Origin of the sequence: Thiosulfativibrio zosterae (genome assembly GCF_011398155.1) — a bacterium.
Classification (GTDB): domain Bacteria; phylum Pseudomonadota; class Gammaproteobacteria; order Thiomicrospirales; family Thiomicrospiraceae; genus Thiosulfativibrio; species Thiosulfativibrio zosterae.
In genome coordinates this window covers 2,067,511-2,085,780 of the sequence record NZ_AP021888.1, presented here as the reverse complement: position 1 = coordinate 2,085,780, position 18,270 = coordinate 2,067,511, and the positions used below count along the sequence as shown (strand labels likewise).

Below are 18,270 nucleotides of genomic sequence, written 5' to 3'. Positions count from 1 at the left end.
TACTAAAGCTTTTGAATTTTTTTTGAGGTGGGCTATAAAACGAGTGCCGGTTGCCCCACAATATCAGACTGAAATTGCCAAAAAACTTGACCTAAAGCAGCGCGTTTGGCGCTGAGCATCGCAGCGACAGCCATGGCTTGGTGGTCTTGGGTGATGGGTTGTTTAAACGCAATTTGTTGTTTTAAAAAGTCCGTAATCGTCGCCAAGGCTTGTGGGTTGGATTTGATATTGCATACCCTGTCATAATCCGCCCCACTAAACAATAACGCTGCGCCAGGATGGGTTTCAAAGAGTGTGGTTTGTGGCAGAGCACTTAAGCATTCTTTTAGGCGCAAACCGCGTAATGTCAGATAAACCATTTTGGTCATGGTCGGTGCCATAACCCCGATTTTGGCAAAGCCATGTTGGTTTAGGTGTTGGCGCAAAGCCCTATCAACATCTCGATAACCGCCACCTTCTTGATAAGTTAAAGGGGCGTCTAGGGCAATAAACACAGGCGTTTTGCCAAGATAGGGCGCTAAGATTTTCAAAATATCGGTATCGCTACACCCGCAATGAATGTTTAATTTGCCTTGCCATTCTATCGCCATACAGGTGTCCGCAAAGTTAGCAGGGCCTGCAAGATCAATGCCCACATACAGCGCTTTTGGCACTAACTCACCCCTTGAAAGCGTTTGAGCTGCGCAAGGTGTTCGCTGAAATCTTTCTCTGGCAAACGCCCTTTGCCAAGCGGGTCTTTTGAAGGCGTTAAACCCAGTAATACTTCAAAGCTGCCCAGAGCGCAGGGGGCAAGGGCTTCAAGATTATATCCACCGCCCAAGGATAAGCTGATGCGACCGCCGCACAGATTTTGCGCGGTTTCTTTAAGCTGGCTAACCAATTGGTTGTAGCCATCTACGGTGAGCAGATGTTGCGCCAGCGGATCTTGCCAATGACCATCGTAGCCAGCAAACACAATAATGTGTTCAGGCTTAAAAGCTTGTAATTTGGGGATGATAATTTCGTTCATCACTCTCAGGTAGGTTTTGTCGCCAGCGAGTGCGCCCAAGGGGCAATTTAAGTTGGTGCCAAAAGCTTCACCACTGCCTTGATGCTCTGCGCCACCGGTCATTGGCCAATAAGGATGTTGGTGCACCGAAACTGCCATAATGCTGGGGTCATCAATGGTGAGGTCTTGGGTGCCGTTGCCGTGGTGAACATCTAAATCCACAATGGCTACGCGTTTTACCCCACGATATTTTTGCAAAGCACGCGCGGCAATCACATCTGAATTAAATAAACAAAATCCCATGGCTTTGTCGGCGAGCGCATGATGCCCAGGTGGGCGCAAGAGTGCATAGCCATTGTCGACTTGGCGGTCGTAAACCGCTAGATTTAAAGCGATGGCGCCACCTGCTGCCATGCAGGCGGCTTCATAAGAGGCGGGGGTGAGATAGGTATCTTGGTTTTCATCGTAAAAGGCGGTACCGGCTTCGCTGAGTTGTTGAATCTCTTTGATGTAGCTGGGGGTGTGTGCCCATAGCAATTCTTGTTGCGTGGCTTTGCGGGCTTTAACCGGCGTGAGGCGTGACCAGAGTTGCGCATCTTGCAAGGCTTGGTCTATGGCGGTTAGGCGCAGAGCGCTTTCGGGGTGATCTTTTAGGGTGTGCTCAAAAAAGAGCGGGTCAAGAACCACGCCAGTTTTATTGGGCGCAGGTCGAGCCGCATGACCGCAAGCGCTTAAAGAAACCAAGCTGGTCAGGCCTAGCAATTGCTGAATAAATTGACGACGACTGTTCATAACACATCTCCTTTAAGTGCATGAATAGGTGCACGAAAGCATAGTGATTTTGAAGTTTAGAAGCCTCAAATTTAACCAGGCCTGGTTGTTTTTAAAGCGTTTTTAAGTCTTTTGTGGCTGTTGCGGCATGATTTCAAGATAGCTTTCAAAGGCTTCAAAATGTTCTGGGTTTATTTTATCCATTTTGGCGCTGACATGTGTGGCGGCTAACAAATGGGCAATGCCAAATTCTTGCGCAGTTTTTAAAGCACGCAGGTTGTCATCAATCAGCAAGGTGCGTTGCGGGTCAAAGGGAGCGACTTCCTGAATCTTTTGCCAAATCTCTCCGTTTTCTTTGGGAATGCCAAAGTCGTGTGCTGAAATCATCTGGTCAAAATAATCTCCAATGTCAGTCATTTCTAGCTTGAGCGTCAAACTGTCGCGGTGTGCATTGGTCACCATGATTAAGCGTTTATTCAGCATTTTCAACCGCTGTAAAAAGGTAATGACTTCAGGGTGGGTTTGAATCATGTGTTTGATTTCACGCTTGAGTGCCACCACGGGTAACTCAAAGGTTTGGGTCCAATAGTCCAAACAATACCAATTTAGCGTGCCTTCAATTTCCTGGATTTTTTGATGGATAATGCGGTTTGCTTCTTCTAGCGACAGTTGGTTTTTATTGGCATAGGCTTGTGGCAAAAAAGTCATCCAAAAATGCCAGTCAAAATACAAGTCCAATAGGGTTCCGTCCATGTCCAAAAGCACGGTATCAATAGAATCCCACGGGATATTTGGATTTGTTGATGGCATTTTAATTTCCTCTTCGGTATTATGGGAGCCTTATGAAAACTCAAAAAACGCCCACCATTTTAGCGGAAAAGTTAGTTGCAGAATCTCGAATATTTAAAGTGCAAGCTTTAGACATAGAATACAGCAACGGCACCCGTGTGCAATTTGAACGCTTGGTTGCTTCAACCCATGGAGCAGTTTTGATTGTGCCCATTATCAACGAAGAAATGGTGCTGATTAGAGAATACAGTGCAGGCGTGCAACGCTATGAGCTGGGTTTTCCTAAGGGCAAAATTGATGCCGGCGAAACCTGGGCCGAAGCCGCGGTGCGCGAAAGCATGGAAGAAGTCGGTTTTAGACCCGGTCAAGTCAAGCGCCTTGATAGCGTAACTTTGGCTGCTGGCTACATGGGGCATCAAATTCACATTGTCTTGGCACAAGATCTAGTGCCAGAAACCGCAGTGGGTGACGAACCCGAACCCCTAGAAATCATCCATTGGCCTATCCAAAACTGGAAAGCACTCTTAGAACACCCAGAGTTCACCGAAGGGCGAGCTTACGCGGCATTAATGTTGTTGCTGAAAGAGCTGGGTAAGATTTAAGTTAGAAGTTTGTCGAGTTGTGTGCAAACTTTTCAAAGCCTATAAATTAAAAAAGCCAAGTTAATAAATAACTTGGCTTTAAAGTTTGGCTCCCCAACCTGGACTCGAACCAGGGACATACGGATTAACAGTCCGCTGTTCTACCGACTGAACTATTGGGGAGTGGTAGTTCATGCTTTCGCTTGAATGGTGCGTATTATAGACAGCCCTAAAAACTTTGCAACTCTTTTTGTAAAAAAAATTTAATAAATTTTCCCCATTCCACAAGGCTTGCAGCCGACCCATCAACAAACCTAAGCTAATTGCTTGATATCTAAAGCGTCGCTTGATTTTATGGATTGCGAGTTGTTTTAGTTTTTAGAGTTTACTGCCCCATTTTAAAACCGAAGCGGTGGCTGCTTTCATGGCATTGTCTGGAAGTTCGAGTAGGTTTTTGGCTAGGTCGCGGTAATTTTTGATTTCTTGGGTAATATATTGTTCACTTAAGGTTGAGCTAACAACATAATTACTCAAAATAATCAGGGCGGTAATATGTTTTATTTTTTGATTGCTGGCGGTTTTGACTGCGAAATCGACATCATGATGAAACATTAAGGCTTTATAAATGATGGGGTCAATGTTCCATTTTTTGCAAACGATGGCGCCTAAAATGGTATGTTCCGTTTGAAAAAGTTCGAATTCTTTTAAGAAACCTGTAATGGGGTTGCTCATTTGGGATTCAAAAATGGCTTTGTATTCATCGTCAAAGCGCGACAAATAGATAGCGCCAACATTTTGCATTAAACCTGCCATATAGGCTTCTGAACGCGAAACATCAAATACCCAGTAGGAGAGTTCGGCCGCCGCTATGCCTGATTTTGCGCCATGGCTGAGAATGGCTCTTTCTGCGGGGGAAGCGCCTAATAGCTGCATGATGCTGGCAGACAAAAAGATGTTATAGATTTCATCCAAACCCATCACATTCACTGCCGCTTTGGCATCTTTGATTTGTTGCTTTTCAGTGGTCAGGTTGGTGTTGACCAGGGTCATAAAGTCGGCTAACAATTCTGAGTTGCGAGAAATTAAATTAGCAATGGTGACGGTATTTGGGAACTTTTTTTGAAGCTCATCTTGCAGTTTAATCACTTCATCGGGCAAGTTTGGGACATTCATTTTAGCCAAGATGGCGTTAGCTTCTTTTATTTTATCCTGCATACTGAATATCACCCCTTAGAGACTGCTTGATTTAAAAACCCTTTTAAATCTAGTCTATGATTTAAAGAATGTAAAGAACTTTATAACTTTGGGGTCTTTTCTAAAGTTTGTTTTACCATCAAGACCCAGCCTGGCGTGCTTCTAAAGTAAAAATGACCAGATTGGGTGTCTGCTTGTATTCCCCAGGCGCCGGTTTGGTAGCCATTGCCAATAGTGCTGCTCCAATAAAAATTGGGTTGTTCGCCGGGTTCTGTCTTTATCAAATATCGATACCAAGAATTTATTTTTGCTTGAGAGGCAGCGGCTTTTAAGAAATTTTTTAATTCTGGTTGGGTGGGAAGACGCCAATCTGTTTGATTGGTTTGCTCATTAGATAAACGCATGGCTTCTGTCCAATCCAACGCTTGGCGACTGCCTTTGCATTGTGAGTCTTGCCATGTTTGTCCCCAAGGACAAGCTTGCCACAGGAGTTGTTGTTGCTCATCTTTGATGACACCATCTTTTAATAAACTCAATTCACCATTGTGGGCGCTTGCCTGATGACTGCTGATAGCCAACAACAATATAAAACTCAATTTTAGATAAGGCTGGTGACGAAAATAGGGATTTAAATATGGCATGGCATTCCTTTTTTGAAATATTTTTCTATTTAATGAAGGCTATTGTATAGGAATGTTGCCTGTGCCATACACCATGCAAAAGCCGTTAAACTTGGCTTTCAAGGGGGGTGTGAGCCTTACTTAGCAAGCTATCTATGCCTGTTATTGGATATCTCAATTATTCATCTGCATCTGAATTGTCTAAGATTTGTTCCAAGGGTGCAATATTGCACAAGTTAACAAGTCAGATGATTAGGAGCAGTTTATGAATACTCCCATGGTTTGGTCGATCATGCTTTACGCCATCCCACTGCTGTTTTTAATGGGCGCTGGTGCTAATTCGCGCAAAGTTAATTGGGGCGTTGCCAAGTGGGTGACCCAAATGGCTTTGGCAATCTCAACGATCTTTGCATTATTGGTGGTGCTGGGCAAGGTGTCTTTGACAGATGTGCACAGCGTTGCTTGGTTAAATCCATCGACCAGTAGTTTAGTGATGTTGGTGCTAATCAGTTTTATTGCTTTGGTGAATGTGCGTTTTTCTGAAAAGTACATGTCAGGCAATGCCGAAGAAGAAGAACGCTATGTTCGCTGGTTAATGTTAAGCCTTGGCGCGGTGACCTTAGTGGTGATCAGCAACCATTTATTGGTATTTATGGTGGCTTGGATTGCGATTAGTATTGGACTGCATCAATTATTGGTTTTTTATCCGCAGCGTCAGCGTGCGGTATTGGCAGCTTACAAAAAATTTATTTTTGCGCGCCTTGCTGAAATCAGTTTATTCAGTGCAATTTTATTGCTGCACAAAGACACCGGCTCTTGGTTGATTAGTGATGTTTACACGGCCATGTCGCAAGCGACAGAACTCAATGGTTTGCAAGAAGCCGCGGCAATTTTATTGGCTTTAACCGCCTTAATTAAATGTGCTCAGTTGCCCTTACATGGCTGGTTAATTCAAGTGGTCGAATCGCCCACGCCAGTTTCGGCATTGTTACACGCCGGTATCATTAATTTGGGTGGCTTTTTAATGATTTTATTTGCACCCCTCATGATTCAATCGGCGATTGCGCAATGGTTGTTGTTAATAGTCGGTGGTTTAACCACCGTGGTTGCCGCCTTAATTATGATGACTAAAATCAGCGTGAAAGTGCGTTTAGCTTGGTCAACCATGTCGCAAATGGGATTAATGTTGGTTGAGTGTGGCTTAGGACTCTATGAATTAGCTCTATTACATTTGGTGGCGCACTCTTGTTACAAAGCTTATGCCTTCTTAAACAGTGGTTCGGAAGTCGAGTCCGATTTAAAACGCCGTTTGGCCTTGCCAAAAATGCCGCGTGCGCCGCAGTGGATTAGTAGCTTTTTGATTGCATCCGGCTTTGTGTTGGGCATGATTTGGGTATTTGATATTTCAGCGCCTTATAGTCCTTGGCTATTACTGGGTATCGCCATGATGATTTTGGTGGCCGAGCGTGACAGTCGCTTACAGCGTGGTGGACTATTTGGGGTGTTAAGCATGGCATTGATTTTGGTGGCGGCTTATTCACTGCAAAAATACGGCGCTGGACTGGTGGTGCAATCTTTGCCAGATGCCGTTGGTTTGTGGGGCGATATTTGGATGAGTGCTTTATTCATTACCTTTATGGCCTTGTATTGGATACTGAAATATTGGCCAGAACATCCCAAGGTGATGCATTTCAGAGTCGCTTTGTATGCCGGATTTTATTTGGATGAATGGGTAACGCGAGTCAGCTTAAAGTTTTTCCCCAAGCGTTTACCCGTGCGTTTTAACCCTAAACAATTACAAATAGCAGCAAGGGAGATGATTCAATGAAAACGAACACGATCAACCTTAATCAAACCATTACGCTAACTGAGTCTCAGCAAAAAGCTTTGCAAGAAGCTTGCGATTTTATCGCCCCAACTTGGCCTTTGGACCAATGGATTGCGGTAAACCCTTGGTGGGAGTTGCGCGACAAACCCATTCAAGAAGTGGCAGCGCAGTTGGCCGCTTTGGCGCAAGTGCAGGCTTTGCCCAGTAAAAGTTATTTTGAACCTTTATGGTTAAGTCGTATTTTGCCAAGCCACTTAGAAAAAGCTATGCAAGAATCTGGCATAGAGGTCGATCAAAATACTTGTGAATCTCATTTGCTTTCAAGTGATGAAGCGGCGCATTGGCATAATATCAGCGACTTAATGGACAGTGGTCGTGACCGTTTGCACCGCATGGCTTGGCGGGATGAAATTACCCATCAAATTAGTCAGTTTTGTGCTTTCTATTTTCACGACTCAGAGGTATGTAGCCAATTCAGTAACGGTTCGGATGGTTTTTACCACAGTTGGTTAAAAGCCACGCAAGCGGATTTAGGCATTGAAATCATTATGGCGGAAGATGGTTTGACCGAACTTTTCCAGGCCTTGCCGGACACCCCAGAAGCCTTAATTGCAGAGGCACTACGCGATTTGCAAGTGTCTGATCGATATGTGGGTGATTACGCGCATGCTTTGTTGCTTGATATGAATGGTTGGGCCTCTTGGGTGGCTTATGAGCGTTGGCAAGACCGACTCAATCAACAGCCTAACGGCTTAATGATGGAGTTATTAGCGATTCGTTTAGCTTGGGAGCTGGTGTTGTGGCGTTACCAAAAACAAAAAAGTCGTAGCGTTTTTGGCGAGTTAAAGTTTTTGTGGCGTCATCAGTTGGCTAAGTTAAAAGACTTGAAAAAGTCGCACGCTCAGGCGCAACAATTGACCTGGATATGGCAAAGAGCTTCTGAAATTGCTTACCAAGAAGGTTTGCATGAACAGTTACAAACGCCGCCACCAGCAGAACAACCCAAACCTTTAATGCAAGCGGCTTTTTGTATTGATGTGCGCTCAGAAGTTATGCGCCGTTCGCTTGAGGCGCAAGATGAGCGTATTCAAACGCTTGGATTTGCAGGATTTTTTGGCTTGCCCATGGAATATCAAGCTCCCGGCAGTTCTTTGGTAAGACCGCAATTGCCTGGGCTGTTAAAACCCAATGTGCGTTTAACGCCCATTTTGGATCCTGAGCAAGTGCAAAAACAAAAAGCCATTTTTAACCGTAAAGCCCGCTGGTTAGATTGGGGCAGCGCTGCGCCAGCCACTTTTAGTATGGTTGAAGCCAGTGGTTTGCTCTATGCGTTTAAATTGTTGCGTAATACGCTTTTTCCAGAGCCACATCAACATCCGGTGAATGATTTAGAAGTGGGCAAAACTTGGGCGTTATCGCAAGATAACCAACCTTTAAGTTTGCAACAACTGGTTGATTTGGCCGCGGGCATTTTAAAAGCCATGGGGTTAAATAAAAATTTGGCACAGTTTGTATTGCTGGTAGGGCACGGAAGCCAAACTTGCAACAACCCTCATGCGGCTGGTCTAGATTGTGGCGCTTGCGGCGGACAAACGGGCGAATTGAATGTGCGAGTGCTGGCCTATTTGTTAAATCGCTTAGATATCAGAGAAGGTTTGATGGCGCAAGGGATTGATATTCCTGAAACCACAGAGTTTATCGCTGCTTTGCACAATACCACAACAGACGATATTAAATGTTTTGACATTGAAGAAGTGGATGAACAACTTGAGTTTTGGTTAGAAAATGCCTCAGACTTCTGTCGCCAAGAGCGCGCTTTGCGCTTAGGTTTGCCAAAACTCAATCGTAATGAACTCAATAAAGAAATTCGTTCGCGCGCTAAAGATTGGTCGCAAGTGCGTCCAGAATGGGGCTTGGCAAATAACGCCTCGTTTATCGTGGCACCGCGTCATCGTACAGCGCATTTAAATTTGCAGGGACGCAGTTTTTTACATGACTACAACGCCGATTCTGACAGCCAATTTGGCTTACTAGAGCTCATTATGACAGCGCCCATGGTGGTGACCAATTGGATTAACTTGCAATACTATGCCTCTGTTTGCGACAACTATAAGTATGGCAGTGGAAATAAGGTGTTGCACAATGTTGTTGGCGGCAATATCGGTGTTTTTGAAGGCAATGGCGGGGATTTACGGATTGGACTGTCCATGCAATCGATTCACAATGGTGAGGATTGGATGCACGAACCCCTGCGTTTAAGTGTGTATATCGACGCACCGCAAACAGCCATAGAAGACATTGCAGCACGCCACGAAGCGGTCGGTAATTTGATTAAAAATGAATGGTTGTTTTTATTTCATTGGGGCAAAGACGGCAAAATCTCGCGTTTCAATGGATCTGAGTGGCTGGAGGTTGCTTAACTTTGAGGGAGAAATCTAAGTGTTTTACGGCAATAAAACCTTTGGGTTACTCAAAGTGTTCAATTTTTGGTTAATTGTTATAGGTTAGAGTCTTTAAGGTCATGTTCTCATGGCCTTTTTTTTGGCTAAAAATTAATCGCTATGTTTCGTCAATTGCTCAATCGGCAACTTTCCAAAAGAAAACCCCGCAGAGCGGGGTTTGTTGTGTCCTTGGCTGGTATGGTTTTATTCCACCCGTCTATTCCACTAGATAATCCATAAGGTTGATGTATAAGCATTCTAGGCGCTTAATATTTTCGCGTGTGACTGCTTGATCACAATCAGGGTGTTTGAGAGCCTGTTGATTCATGTGCCAAAAGCGCTTACAAGTGGCGATGGTTGTTCTGAGCTCATAGGGCGTAGGATTGCCCGCTTCTTGCCATTGACCGGGCATCATGTCGACTTCTTTTTGCACAAACTCGACAATTTTGGGTTGGCTTTGAGCTGGTTGTGTTAAGGCCTTAGGCGACTGCGCTAAGGTTGCTTGAGTTGAAGATGAGGGTAATGGCATGATGTGTCTCCTTAAAATAGTCAGTTGACGACTTCGATTATAGAGACGGTATTCCATAGATAAAAATAGGATTTTCCGATAGCACACTGCGAGAGTTGTCTATGGAAGCTAGGCTCAACCTATGCCGCAATAGTAGCAAGGTTAAGTGGGGCGAAGGCTTTAGCCTTCTAAGCGGTTTACCCCCACAAGCTTAGGGGCGGATCTTTTAGCATGGCTTTGAGCAAATCCGTGCGAGTGACGATGCCCACCAAATGATCTTGCTCATTCACAATCGGCACACTGGTCACATCATAGTCAACCATTACATTGGCAATGCGGCGCACATCCGATACAGGGTCGGCGGTAATCACTTCTGGGCTCATGGCATCTTTAACCGTTTTATTGGTCACAAACGAAACCCGCTCGCCATCATCAATAATAAAAGCCAACAAATTATTTAAGGTAACCATGCCCACCAATTGCATCTGCGAATTGCTGACGGGCATTTGATTAAAGTCATGCTTTTTCAGCATTTGATAAGCGTCTTGAATGGGTAAGTCCAGCGGTAAGGTGACCACAGGATGGCTCATGAGTTGATACGCATGAAAAATAGGCTGCCGCTCATTAAGATGCAACATCTTGCGATAGGCGTCTAGCCCTTTGCTGTTAACAGGTTCAGTTTTTAAACCCTGCACGATCACCGTTTCGTCTTGTGCAATATTGGTGTGCACATCCACCGCTTCATTGGCATGCGGCGAACGCACGCGTTTTAAGGCTTCAAGATTATCTCTAAAACGGCGTCCTTCAATATTGTAAATGGCAAACATACAGCAATCCTCCAAGTCGTTTTTGAATCTTAGCATGCTACGGCAATAAAAAAACCCCCTCGGCGAACCGAGAGGGTTATTTATGGTTTAGAAAAGAAATCAGTTTTAGGATTCTTTAATCTCAACCAAATCATTAAATGCATGCCAGCTGGCGTAACCGAGCAGTGGCATCACAATTAACATGGCTAGGCCGAAAGTCACCAAACCTAAGGTTACTAGCGCGCCAACAGTAAGCGCCCAAACTGCCATAACGCCTTTGTTTTCCATGGTCACTTGGAAACTGATAATCATCGCTTGTACTGCGCCAATATTGTTGTCACGCAGTAATAATGGAATTGTCACCACGCTGATGGTAAATACAAAAGCGGTTGCTATCACAGCGCCAATCATAAAGTAAGCTAAAAAGCTCAAGCCTGCGTCTGAGCTTAAAAAGCCCATTAGTCCAGCATTGGGGTCAACAATGAGCAAGCTGTTGGATTTAACGACCGCAGCAATCATAGGCGTTATTCTGGCCCAAATAGCAATTACCAAACCTAAAGCGACTGCGAACAGCGCAAATTCCCCAACATTGGGTCGCCAGGCAACCAAAGAGGCTGAAAGGGAAGGTTGCTTGCCTTGTTCAAGCTGTTGCGCCACATAATAAAGTCCTGTGGCTAAAAAAGGCGACAACAGCACAAAGAAAGTGGCCACTTTAAACATCATGAGGGGTTCGGCGATAAAAGAAAAATACACCAGGGCGACAGACAAAGCCATGATTGAACCATAAAATAAAGACGCACCTGGCGCATGTGCCATGTCCATCCAGCCCTGTCTTAACCAACGACCTATATCTGAATATTTGGCATCATGAGAAACCAAGTGTTCACCGCTTTCAGTTAGGTGCAGGTGTGTGTGTGAAGTAGATACAGTTGTTGACATGATAACCTCCAGTCATTATGCAATGTTTGTATAGATAAAGGTCTTAAAGGAAACTTCTTTGTATCACTTTAAGTTTGACTCTACTATAACAATTCCTGACTAAAATACTAGGTTATTGCCATTGATGTTTTCAATGAATGACATTTGCTTGAGTGAATAATTCAATACTATCAGTTATTTATGATATTTTAGAAACCTTGAAGGTACTCTTTCTAAAACCTGAATTTCACCCCAAAAAGCAGGCAAAATTTAACCAGGCCTGGTTAAATTTTGAGAGCGCCCAAAGCAAATATCTATACAAAAAAATTAAATTTTGAAAAAAATAGCGTTTTTTTTAAGGTTTATTACAAATTTTAAGGTTTTTTATCTTACATATTAAACTCATAAAAATCATGTGGTTAGCATGATGAAAATGCCCACCTATTGATAATTCTCAATCCTACCTATCTTTTCATTCAATTAGTCAATACATGCTGACCTCTATAACATTGAGCTCGAATTCAATTCAACTCCAAACAACTAAAGGAGCAATTTTATGGCAGCAAAAACTTTTGATGCAGGTGTTCAGGATTACAAACTGACTTACTGGACCCCAGACTATACCCCGCTAGATACAGATTTATTGGCTTGTTTCAAAGTGGTTCCGCAAGCCGGAGTCCCTAGAGAAGAAGCAGCCGCTGCGGTTGCCGCAGAAAGTTCAACCGGTACTTGGACCACCGTATGGACTGACTTATTAACAGACATGGAATTTTACAAAGGCCGTGCTTACCGTATAGAAGAAGTGCCTGGCGATAAAGAAGCATTCTACGCTTTCATCGCTTACCCACTAGATCTATTCGAAGAAGGTTCTGTTGTAAACGTATTAACTTCTTTGGTTGGTAACGTATTTGGTTTTAAAGCGGTTCGTTCTTTAAGACTTGAAGATATTCGTTTCCCAATTGCTTACATCAAAACTTGTATGGGACCACCAAGTGGTATTCAGGTTGAGCGTGATAAGTTAAACAAATATGGTCGTCCAATGTTGGGTGCAACCATCAAACCAAAACTAGGTTTATCGGCTAAAAACTATGGTCGTGCTGTTTATGAGTGTTTGCGTGGTGGTTTAGATTTAACCAAAGATGATGAAAACATCAACTCGCAACCTTTCCAACGCTGGCAGAACCGTTTTGAGTTTGTGGCAGAAGCCGTTCACAAGGCAACCCAAGAAACCGGTGAGCGTAAAGGGCATTACTTAAATGTAACGGCACCAGATTGCGAACAAATGCTAGAAAGAGCTGAGTTTGCTAAAGAATTAGGCATGCCAATCATCATGCACGACTTCTTAACCGCTGGTTTCAGTGCTAACACTTCACTGGCTAAATGGTGTCGTAAGAATGGCGTATTACTCCACATTCACCGTGCCATGCACGCGGTAATTGACCGTAACCCAAGACACGGTATTCACTTCCGCGTTTTAGCTAAGTGTTTGCGTTTGTCAGGTGGTGACCATTTACATACTGGTACGGTTGTAGGGAAGTTAGAAGGTGACAGAGCATCAACTCTAGGGTTTGTTGACCAGTTGCGTGAATCATTTGTACCAGAAGATCGCTCGCGTGGTGTGTTCTTCGACCAAGATTGGGGCTCAATGCCAGGCGTATTTGCCGTTGCATCGGGTGGTATCCATGTATGGCACATGCCACAGTTGGTATCTATCTTTGGTGATGATTCAGTACTCCAGTTTGGGGGCGGAACACAAGGTCACCCAGGCGGTAACGCAGCGGGTGCAGCAGCAAACCGTGTGGCATTAGAAGCGTGTGTTAAGGCTAGAAACGAAGGTCGTGACCTAGAAAGAGAAGGTTCAGACATTCTGCGTGAAGCGGCCAGACACAGTAAAGAATTAGCCGTGGCATTGGAAACTTGGAAAGAAATCAAGTTTGAATTTGACACAGTTGACAAGCTCGATGTTCGTTAATTAATCCATCGACATATTCATTAGATTAAGGAGTTAAACATGGCAAATATTCAAACTGATGATTACCGCACGCAATATACGTTAGAAACCTTTTCGTTTTTACCGCCTTTAACTGCGGACGAAGTGTATGACCAAATTGTCTACATTATTAACCAAGGCTGGACGCCAGCCTTAGAACACGAAGAACCCGTGAATGCTTCAAAACATTACTGGGGTATGTGGAAGCTTCCATTCTTCGGTATGCGTGACCCTAATCTGGTATTGGCAGAAGTTGAGGCGTGTCGTCAAGCTTACCCAGACCATTTGATTCGCGTCATAGGTTATGACAACTACACCCAGTGTCAAGGACATAACTTTGTGGTTTATCGTCCAAGAGGGATGTAAGTTTTAACCACAGTTTTATCGAAGATTTTAAGGGAGGCAAATCGTATGAGTACATCATCAACCGCCTTAAACGGACGCGCTAGAGCCATGGCTCACCGTCGTGGACATCTTGCCAGTGCTGCGGCACCGCAAGAAACCATGGCGGCGCCAATGCCAGCTGAAAAGCCCATTGAAAAGCCCGTAGAAACCGTCGCTTCATCCGCTTCGTTTTTACAGGTTTCTCCCGAGCGTAAAGCACAAGCTGGTAAGGCTGTTGTCGTTGCCGAGGGGCGTGAAGCCGCCAAGCAACGCAGACAACAGCAGGTTAAAGGAACGGCAAGCAGTGGTAGCAGTGCAAACGGTGCAAACCGTCCACAGCCACGCACCAAACCGAAACCAGAGCCGATTTTGCCAAGCACTCGAGAAGCCTCAACAGGCGACTCAGGGAGCTTAACGCCTCGCAGCGACAGAACCAGAGATAAGTCTAAGGATAAACCCAAAGGCATTAAATCTGAAACTTCTGAAACCGCAATGGGTCGTAAATTGGCAAGAGCTTGGCGACAAGCGCAAGGTAAAGGCCGTGCCGCGCAAGAGGCTTATAAGTCAATTGCCGGACAATCTGGGGCCATGGCCAAGTTGTCAAACCCAGATGCCAGTACCCGCGACATTGCTCGCCAAGTGCGTGCCGAGCGTTGCTCAAAAGGCAAAAAAAGTTGTTCAGCCGTGTCGGCAGACAGCACAGACAACCGTCGTCAGTCTCGCAAAAGACCGGCTCCGGAAAAGGTTGTTTTCTCAGAAACCTTAAGCGGACAAGCCGTTTCAGGGGCATCTTTAGCCACTGAAAAAATGACAGGTTTAGAAGCAGGATTGTGTAAAGGGGTAACAGGCACAGAATATTTGGGCGCTGAAACCTTTGCTAAAGGGTGTAGTACACAGCCTAAAGCAGCACCCGCTAAAGTAACTCAAACCCAAACCACGCGTGGTCAAACCATCAGTGGTACGAAAGTGGGTCGCGACAAGTCAGTTAGCGGAGATTTAGCAGGGCAATGCCAAGCGGTCACTGGCACAGAATATTTACCGGCCGATCAAAGCAGTTTGTTTTGTCAAAAGCCAGGTAATGTGCCAGCAGCACCTGCCAAGGTCACTGAAAGAACCAACTTGGGTAATCGCTTACTCAATGATGCTTCAACTTCATCAGTAACCGGTGCAGACCGTTTGGTGTTTACCAACAGAAATGCGAATAAACCCGCCAAGGCACCCACTAAAGTGGCCGAGTCTTCAACCTTTGCAGGTAATAAGACAACGGGTACACAGGTAGGGCGCGGCTTGGCAGTGACCGGTGATGAATCTGGTTATTGTAAGCATGTGACAGGCACTGGTTATCAAGGGCGTGAAGAAGTTGAGCAAGTTTGCCAAACCTCTTTACCCAAAGTGATGCCAACCAAAGTTGCGCAATCGGTTACCGCAGCCAGTCAGTTGGTCAGTGGTGAAAGAGCAGGCAAAGTGTCTGGTGCAACAGGTTCAGAAGCTGGTTCTTGTCAAGCAGTGACTGGCACACCTTACATGGGTATGGAAACTTTTGCACAAAGCTGTTCAACAGAACATTTAGCCAAAATGCAAAGTCGACAACCTTCGGTGATGAAAAACAGTGGCATGGGTGGCAAAGCCATCAGTGGCACTCAACCGGGTATGCAAGGTTTAACAGGCGCTCAAAAGGGGGCTTGTGAATTGGTTACCGGCACGCATTACCATGGCGTAGACCAAGTGGGCATGATGTGTCAAACCGCAAATGCTGCAGAACCTGGAGAATCTGATTTTCCAGTGATGATGGCAGCAGACCCGATTGTGAATCGTTTTGCGCCAACTGCGCCAATGGCACCCATGGCTTCACCTATGCAAGCCGCTATGCCAGCACAACCTGAGGTGTCAAAAATCACAGGTGATGGTTGGGATAGAGGTAGCAAAGTGACTGGAACGGATGGCCCTTTTGCAACAGCAAGAAATCCATCTATTAAAGGTCGCGGCATGCAACCCGCAGCCAGTGCAGCCAATTATCGTCCAAGTACTACGGCCGATATTCCGATGAGCCCAATTACCGGTTCATCTGGCAACAGTGATAGCGGTGCAAAGGTGACGCTTTCGGGCGGAGCTAGAGCTTAATTTAAACTTACTTAACGGTCAAAAGAAAGGTTCAAGTCATGTTAAAAAAGAATATGCGTGAAAAGTCCTTGTTTTGGATGCCTATTCAACCTAAAGCTCATTTGCGTGCGGTCTCCTCAACTCACGCCAAGCCGGCTTTAATGAATGCAGACAGCTCGGCTCAAGCCCATGCTCTTGTAGATTTGAACCAAAACGCCACCTTGCGTGCATACGAAACTCGCATTAAAAAAGGGTTTGATGATTTAGGGTTGGGTAACCCAACGCCTCATGTGTATGCCCAAGGTTTCTTTGACCAATTTATGGCGCTTTCTAATGAGTTTTTTACGCAAGATCCGTTAAACGGTCAAGCCAAAAACTCGGCAGAAAGCCAATTTAGAAAAGCTGGATTTCATGCGGTGGGTATTGCCCCCTGTGCGGATGGACGCCTAGCGCATGTGATCAGCTATATTTTGAGATTACCTTATTCATCGGCACGCAGAAAAGCCCATGCAGGTGCTTTATTTGATGTCAGTGAAAGTGTTCGTAATTGGGTGTTTGTAGAACACAGTCGCTTTAGAGAAGGCAAGCCCAACTCAGCGGCGGAACCCACCCAATATTTAAAAATAGCGGTATATCACTATTCCAAGTCGGATCCGCATCACCAAGGATGTGCGGCACATGGCAGTGATGATGCCAAAGCAGCGCAAGCGGCGCTGGAGCGATTAAAAGATTTTCGCCAAGCCATAGAGAATCGTTTTGGTTGTGGCGCATCGGTACAGACTCTGTTAATAGGTCTAAATACCGATGATGACAGCTTGAAAGTGCATGTTCCGAATGCGCAAGGCAAAACCTGTTTAGGGCGTTATGTTGAAACTCAAGCCCTCTATCAGCAAACCTTGGGTATGAACGCAACACAAGCACAAGCGGTTATCGAATCTGCCTTGAATGCGTGTAATGAAGACCGCAGCTCCACAGCGCCGCAAGCGGCTATGAAAGGTTTGTTAGCCTGGTTAATCGGTAACAACTTTTCGCAGATTGCTTATGTCAAAGACTATGAGCAAGGGCAGTATGCAGACATAGGTCATGCAGAGCGTTTTATCGGGATAGGCAATGGGTTTGAAGAAGTGCAACTGCGCAACCTGACTTACTATGGATTTATGGATACCATCGAAGAAGGCGCGGCAGACATAGATGTGGGCATCAAAATCTTCAAATCGATCCAGTTGCCAAAAGGTTTACCCATCCCTGTGGTGATTCGCTGTGATTATGATGGCAAAGTGCCAGGCTCAAGAGACAGAGCCCAAGCCAAAGCCATCAGACTTGAAACAGCACTGCATGCGCGTTACCCAGAGTTGTCGGCCAAAGGGCAGTTAATAAGCTTGTGTACTTTAAGAGATTACAGCCAAGCAAAGCCCGCAGAAAGGCTAAAAACAACCAGGCCTGGTCATTTTTAAACGGTTTTTACAATAAGTTTAAGGTCAATTAAAAGGTAAAAGGAGGGCAAAACATGAAGATATTTAAAGTAGAAAAAACCCTCGTGTCGACCAATCGCATTGCCATGATGGAGCACAAACCTCTATTGGTGGTGGTTGAGAAGGACGGTGGCACGCCGCAAGTTGCGGTTGATCCGGTCGGCTGCAAACCGGGTGACTGGGTGTTATGCGTCGGCAGTTCGGCTGCCAGAGATGCAGTAGGCACCAAAGGTTATCCCAGTGACCTAACCATCGTAGGAATCATAGATAAATGGGAGGTAGCTAACCATGGAAATACACCAAGTTAGAGGTCACTTAACCTTAACTTCCCGTTTAGATGGATTGGGGCACTTGCCCGTTAAAGTTTTAGACAGTATATCCGGCGCCACTTTGGTGGCCATGGATCCCATAGGGGTTAAGCCAGGCGATTGGGTTTTTACCATAGCCAACTCAGCTGCCAGAAGCGCAGCAGGCGATGACCGTTTACTAACCGATTTAACGGTTGCTGGCATCATAGATGGTTGGCAAACGGATAAAGATGAAAGCACAAACATTTTATAAACTTGGAAAGGAGTACACGCTATGAGTAACGATTACGGAATTGCTTTAGGCATGATTGAAACACGCGGTTTGGTTCCTGCAATTGAAGCAGCAGATGCCATGACCAAAGCGGCAGAAGTTCGTTTGGTCAGCCGTGAATTTGTTGGCGGCGGTTATGTCACGGTAATGGTTCGTGGCGAAACAGGCGCAGTCAACGCAGCGGTAAGAGCGGGTGCAGATGCTTGCGAACGCGTAGGTGATGGATTGGTTGCAGCGCACATTATTGCACGCCCACACAACGAGTTAGAGCCCATCTTAACGATCGTAAAGTAACTTAAAA

Annotated in this window: 18 protein-coding genes and 1 tRNA gene; 10 read left to right on the top strand and 9 right to left on the bottom strand. The window is 45.2% G+C overall.

What is annotated here, in order from left to right; genetic code table 11:
• Positions 1 to 32: 32 nt before the first annotated feature.
• From THMIRH_RS09645 to yrfG, 3 genes are all read right to left on the bottom strand, one after another.
• Entirely contained in the window at positions 33 to 653 is a 621-nt protein-coding gene (locus tag THMIRH_RS09645) for a DUF429 domain-containing protein (protein WP_173291888.1), read from the bottom strand.
• A complete protein-coding gene (locus THMIRH_RS09640) occupies positions 653 to 1,780 on the bottom strand; it encodes a histone deacetylase family protein (protein ID WP_173291887.1) in 1,128 nt (375 codons plus the stop codon). The genes THMIRH_RS09645 and THMIRH_RS09640 overlap by 1 nt, the downstream gene beginning before the upstream one ends.
• Before the next feature lie 102 nt (positions 1,781 to 1,882).
• Complete coding sequence (yrfG, locus tag THMIRH_RS09635; RefSeq protein ID WP_173291886.1) at positions 1,883 to 2,569, bottom strand: GMP/IMP nucleotidase; 687 nt, start codon at positions 2,567 to 2,569, stop codon at positions 1,883 to 1,885.
• A gap of 32 nt (positions 2,570 to 2,601) precedes the next feature.
• Here yrfG and nudE point away from each other — a divergent pair, with 32 nt between their 5' ends.
• Complete coding sequence (gene nudE / locus THMIRH_RS09630; RefSeq protein WP_173291885.1) at positions 2,602 to 3,150, top strand: ADP compounds hydrolase NudE; 549 nt, start codon at positions 2,602 to 2,604, stop codon at positions 3,148 to 3,150.
• Between the two features lie 86 nt (positions 3,151 to 3,236).
• Here the strand turns inward: nudE and THMIRH_RS09625 are convergent.
• From THMIRH_RS09625 to THMIRH_RS09615, 3 genes are all read right to left on the bottom strand, one after another.
• A tRNA-Asn gene (locus THMIRH_RS09625) sits at positions 3,237 to 3,312 on the bottom strand.
• 195 nt (positions 3,313 to 3,507) lie between these two features.
• Positions 3,508 to 4,344 (bottom strand): HDOD domain-containing protein, encoded by an 837-nt coding sequence (locus tag THMIRH_RS09620; RefSeq protein WP_173291884.1) that lies wholly within the window; start codon positions 4,342 to 4,344, stop codon positions 3,508 to 3,510.
• An 80-nt stretch (positions 4,345 to 4,424) separates the two neighbouring features.
• On the bottom strand, positions 4,425 to 4,964 hold the full coding sequence (locus THMIRH_RS09615) for an Lcl C-terminal domain-containing protein (protein WP_173291883.1): 540 nt from the start codon (positions 4,962 to 4,964) through the stop codon (positions 4,425 to 4,427).
• 244 nt (positions 4,965 to 5,208) lie between these two features.
• Between THMIRH_RS09615 and THMIRH_RS09610 the strand changes: the two genes are divergently transcribed.
• Both THMIRH_RS09610 and THMIRH_RS09605 read left to right on the top strand, forming a co-directional pair.
• On the top strand, positions 5,209 to 6,771 hold the full coding sequence (locus THMIRH_RS09610) for an NADH-quinone oxidoreductase subunit L (protein WP_173291882.1): 1,563 nt from the start codon (positions 5,209 to 5,211) through the stop codon (positions 6,769 to 6,771).
• Positions 6,768 to 9,191, top strand: coding sequence for a YbcC family protein (locus THMIRH_RS09605; protein WP_173291881.1), 2,424 nt, complete (start codon positions 6,768 to 6,770; stop codon positions 9,189 to 9,191). Before THMIRH_RS09610 ends, THMIRH_RS09605 begins: the two co-directional genes overlap by 4 nt.
• A gap of 238 nt (positions 9,192 to 9,429) precedes the next feature.
• Here THMIRH_RS09605 and THMIRH_RS09600 read toward each other — a convergent pair whose 3' ends face one another.
• The 3 genes from THMIRH_RS09600 to THMIRH_RS09590 all read right to left on the bottom strand — a co-directional run bounded on the left by THMIRH_RS09600 (position 9,430) and on the right by THMIRH_RS09590 (position 11,465).
• Positions 9,430 to 9,741: a hypothetical protein gene (locus THMIRH_RS09600; RefSeq protein ID WP_173291880.1), complete on the bottom strand. Its 312-nt coding sequence runs from the start codon at positions 9,739 to 9,741 to the stop codon at positions 9,430 to 9,432.
• A gap of 176 nt (positions 9,742 to 9,917) precedes the next feature.
• Complete coding sequence (locus THMIRH_RS09595) at positions 9,918 to 10,547, bottom strand: CBS domain-containing protein (protein WP_173291879.1); 630 nt, start codon at positions 10,545 to 10,547, stop codon at positions 9,918 to 9,920.
• A 105-nt stretch (positions 10,548 to 10,652) separates the two neighbouring features.
• Complete coding sequence (locus tag THMIRH_RS09590; protein ID WP_173291878.1) at positions 10,653 to 11,465, bottom strand: DUF2189 domain-containing protein; 813 nt, start codon at positions 11,463 to 11,465, stop codon at positions 10,653 to 10,655.
• Positions 11,466 to 12,000: 535 nt separating this feature from the next.
• On the opposite strand from THMIRH_RS09590, the gene THMIRH_RS09585 reads away from it, so the two are divergent.
• Genes THMIRH_RS09585 through csoS1 form a run of 7 tightly spaced genes read left to right on the top strand, consistent with a single transcriptional unit; the run spans position 12,001 to position 18,263 of the window.
• Positions 12,001 to 13,416: a form I ribulose bisphosphate carboxylase large subunit gene (locus THMIRH_RS09585; protein ID WP_173291877.1), complete on the top strand. Its 1,416-nt coding sequence runs from the start codon at positions 12,001 to 12,003 to the stop codon at positions 13,414 to 13,416.
• A gap of 39 nt (positions 13,417 to 13,455) precedes the next feature.
• The gene (locus THMIRH_RS09580) at positions 13,456 to 13,800 is read left to right on the top strand and encodes a ribulose bisphosphate carboxylase small subunit (protein ID WP_173291876.1); all 345 of its coding nucleotides are present in this window, start codon (positions 13,456 to 13,458) and stop codon (positions 13,798 to 13,800) included.
• A gap of 45 nt (positions 13,801 to 13,845) precedes the next feature.
• The gene (locus tag THMIRH_RS09575; RefSeq protein WP_173291875.1) at positions 13,846 to 15,939 is read left to right on the top strand and encodes an alpha-carboxysome scaffolding protein CsoS2; all 2,094 of its coding nucleotides are present in this window, start codon (positions 13,846 to 13,848) and stop codon (positions 15,937 to 15,939) included.
• Positions 15,940 to 15,977: 38 nt separating this feature from the next.
• Positions 15,978 to 17,372, top strand: a complete 1,395-nt coding sequence (locus tag THMIRH_RS09570) for a carboxysome shell carbonic anhydrase (RefSeq protein WP_243831431.1) — start codon at positions 15,978 to 15,980, stop codon at positions 17,370 to 17,372.
• A 53-nt stretch (positions 17,373 to 17,425) separates the two neighbouring features.
• Positions 17,426 to 17,698: an alpha-carboxysome shell vertex protein CsoS4 gene (gene csoS4, locus THMIRH_RS09565; RefSeq protein ID WP_173291874.1), complete on the top strand. Its 273-nt coding sequence runs from the start codon at positions 17,426 to 17,428 to the stop codon at positions 17,696 to 17,698.
• Complete coding sequence (locus THMIRH_RS09560) at positions 17,679 to 17,951, top strand: carboxysome peptide B (RefSeq protein WP_173291873.1); 273 nt, start codon at positions 17,679 to 17,681, stop codon at positions 17,949 to 17,951. Before csoS4 ends, THMIRH_RS09560 begins: the two co-directional genes overlap by 20 nt.
• A gap of 21 nt (positions 17,952 to 17,972) precedes the next feature.
• Complete coding sequence (csoS1, locus tag THMIRH_RS09555; RefSeq protein ID WP_173291872.1) at positions 17,973 to 18,263, top strand: alpha-carboxysome major shell protein CsoS1; 291 nt, start codon at positions 17,973 to 17,975, stop codon at positions 18,261 to 18,263.
• The last annotated feature ends 7 nt before the right edge of the window (positions 18,264 to 18,270 follow it).

What these genes read in the sequence shown, in the direction of transcription:
- THMIRH_RS09640 (WP_173291887.1), bottom strand. Translation starts at nt 1,780, where the DNA reads ATGAACAGTCGTCGTCAATTTATTCAGCAATTGCTAGGCCTGACCAGC.
- yrfG (WP_173291886.1), bottom strand. Translation starts at nt 2,569, where the DNA reads ATGCCATCAACAAATCCAAATATCCCGTGGGATTCTATTGATACCGTG.
- nudE (WP_173291885.1), top strand. Translation starts at nt 2,602, where the DNA reads ATGAAAACTCAAAAAACGCCCACCATTTTAGCGGAAAAGTTAGTTGCA.
- THMIRH_RS09620 (WP_173291884.1), bottom strand. Translation starts at nt 4,344, where the DNA reads ATGCAGGATAAAATAAAAGAAGCTAACGCCATCTTGGCTAAAATGAAT.
- THMIRH_RS09615 (WP_173291883.1), bottom strand. Translation starts at nt 4,964, where the DNA reads ATGCCATATTTAAATCCCTATTTTCGTCACCAGCCTTATCTAAAATTG.
- THMIRH_RS09610 (WP_173291882.1), top strand. Translation starts at nt 5,209, where the DNA reads ATGAATACTCCCATGGTTTGGTCGATCATGCTTTACGCCATCCCACTG.
- THMIRH_RS09605 (WP_173291881.1), top strand. Translation starts at nt 6,768, where the DNA reads ATGAAAACGAACACGATCAACCTTAATCAAACCATTACGCTAACTGAG.
- THMIRH_RS09600 (WP_173291880.1), bottom strand. Translation starts at nt 9,741, where the DNA reads ATGCCATTACCCTCATCTTCAACTCAAGCAACCTTAGCGCAGTCGCCT.
- THMIRH_RS09595 (WP_173291879.1), bottom strand. Translation starts at nt 10,547, where the DNA reads ATGTTTGCCATTTACAATATTGAAGGACGCCGTTTTAGAGATAATCTT.
- THMIRH_RS09590 (WP_173291878.1), bottom strand. Translation starts at nt 11,465, where the DNA reads ATGTCAACAACTGTATCTACTTCACACACACACCTGCACCTAACTGAA.
- THMIRH_RS09585 (WP_173291877.1), top strand. Translation starts at nt 12,001, where the DNA reads ATGGCAGCAAAAACTTTTGATGCAGGTGTTCAGGATTACAAACTGACT.
- THMIRH_RS09580 (WP_173291876.1), top strand. Translation starts at nt 13,456, where the DNA reads ATGGCAAATATTCAAACTGATGATTACCGCACGCAATATACGTTAGAA.
- THMIRH_RS09575 (WP_173291875.1), top strand. Translation starts at nt 13,846, where the DNA reads ATGAGTACATCATCAACCGCCTTAAACGGACGCGCTAGAGCCATGGCT.
- THMIRH_RS09570 (WP_243831431.1), top strand. Translation starts at nt 15,978, where the DNA reads ATGTTAAAAAAGAATATGCGTGAAAAGTCCTTGTTTTGGATGCCTATT.
- csoS4 (WP_173291874.1), top strand. Translation starts at nt 17,426, where the DNA reads ATGAAGATATTTAAAGTAGAAAAAACCCTCGTGTCGACCAATCGCATT.
- THMIRH_RS09560 (WP_173291873.1), top strand. Translation starts at nt 17,679, where the DNA reads ATGGAAATACACCAAGTTAGAGGTCACTTAACCTTAACTTCCCGTTTA.
- csoS1 (WP_173291872.1), top strand. Translation starts at nt 17,973, where the DNA reads ATGAGTAACGATTACGGAATTGCTTTAGGCATGATTGAAACACGCGGT.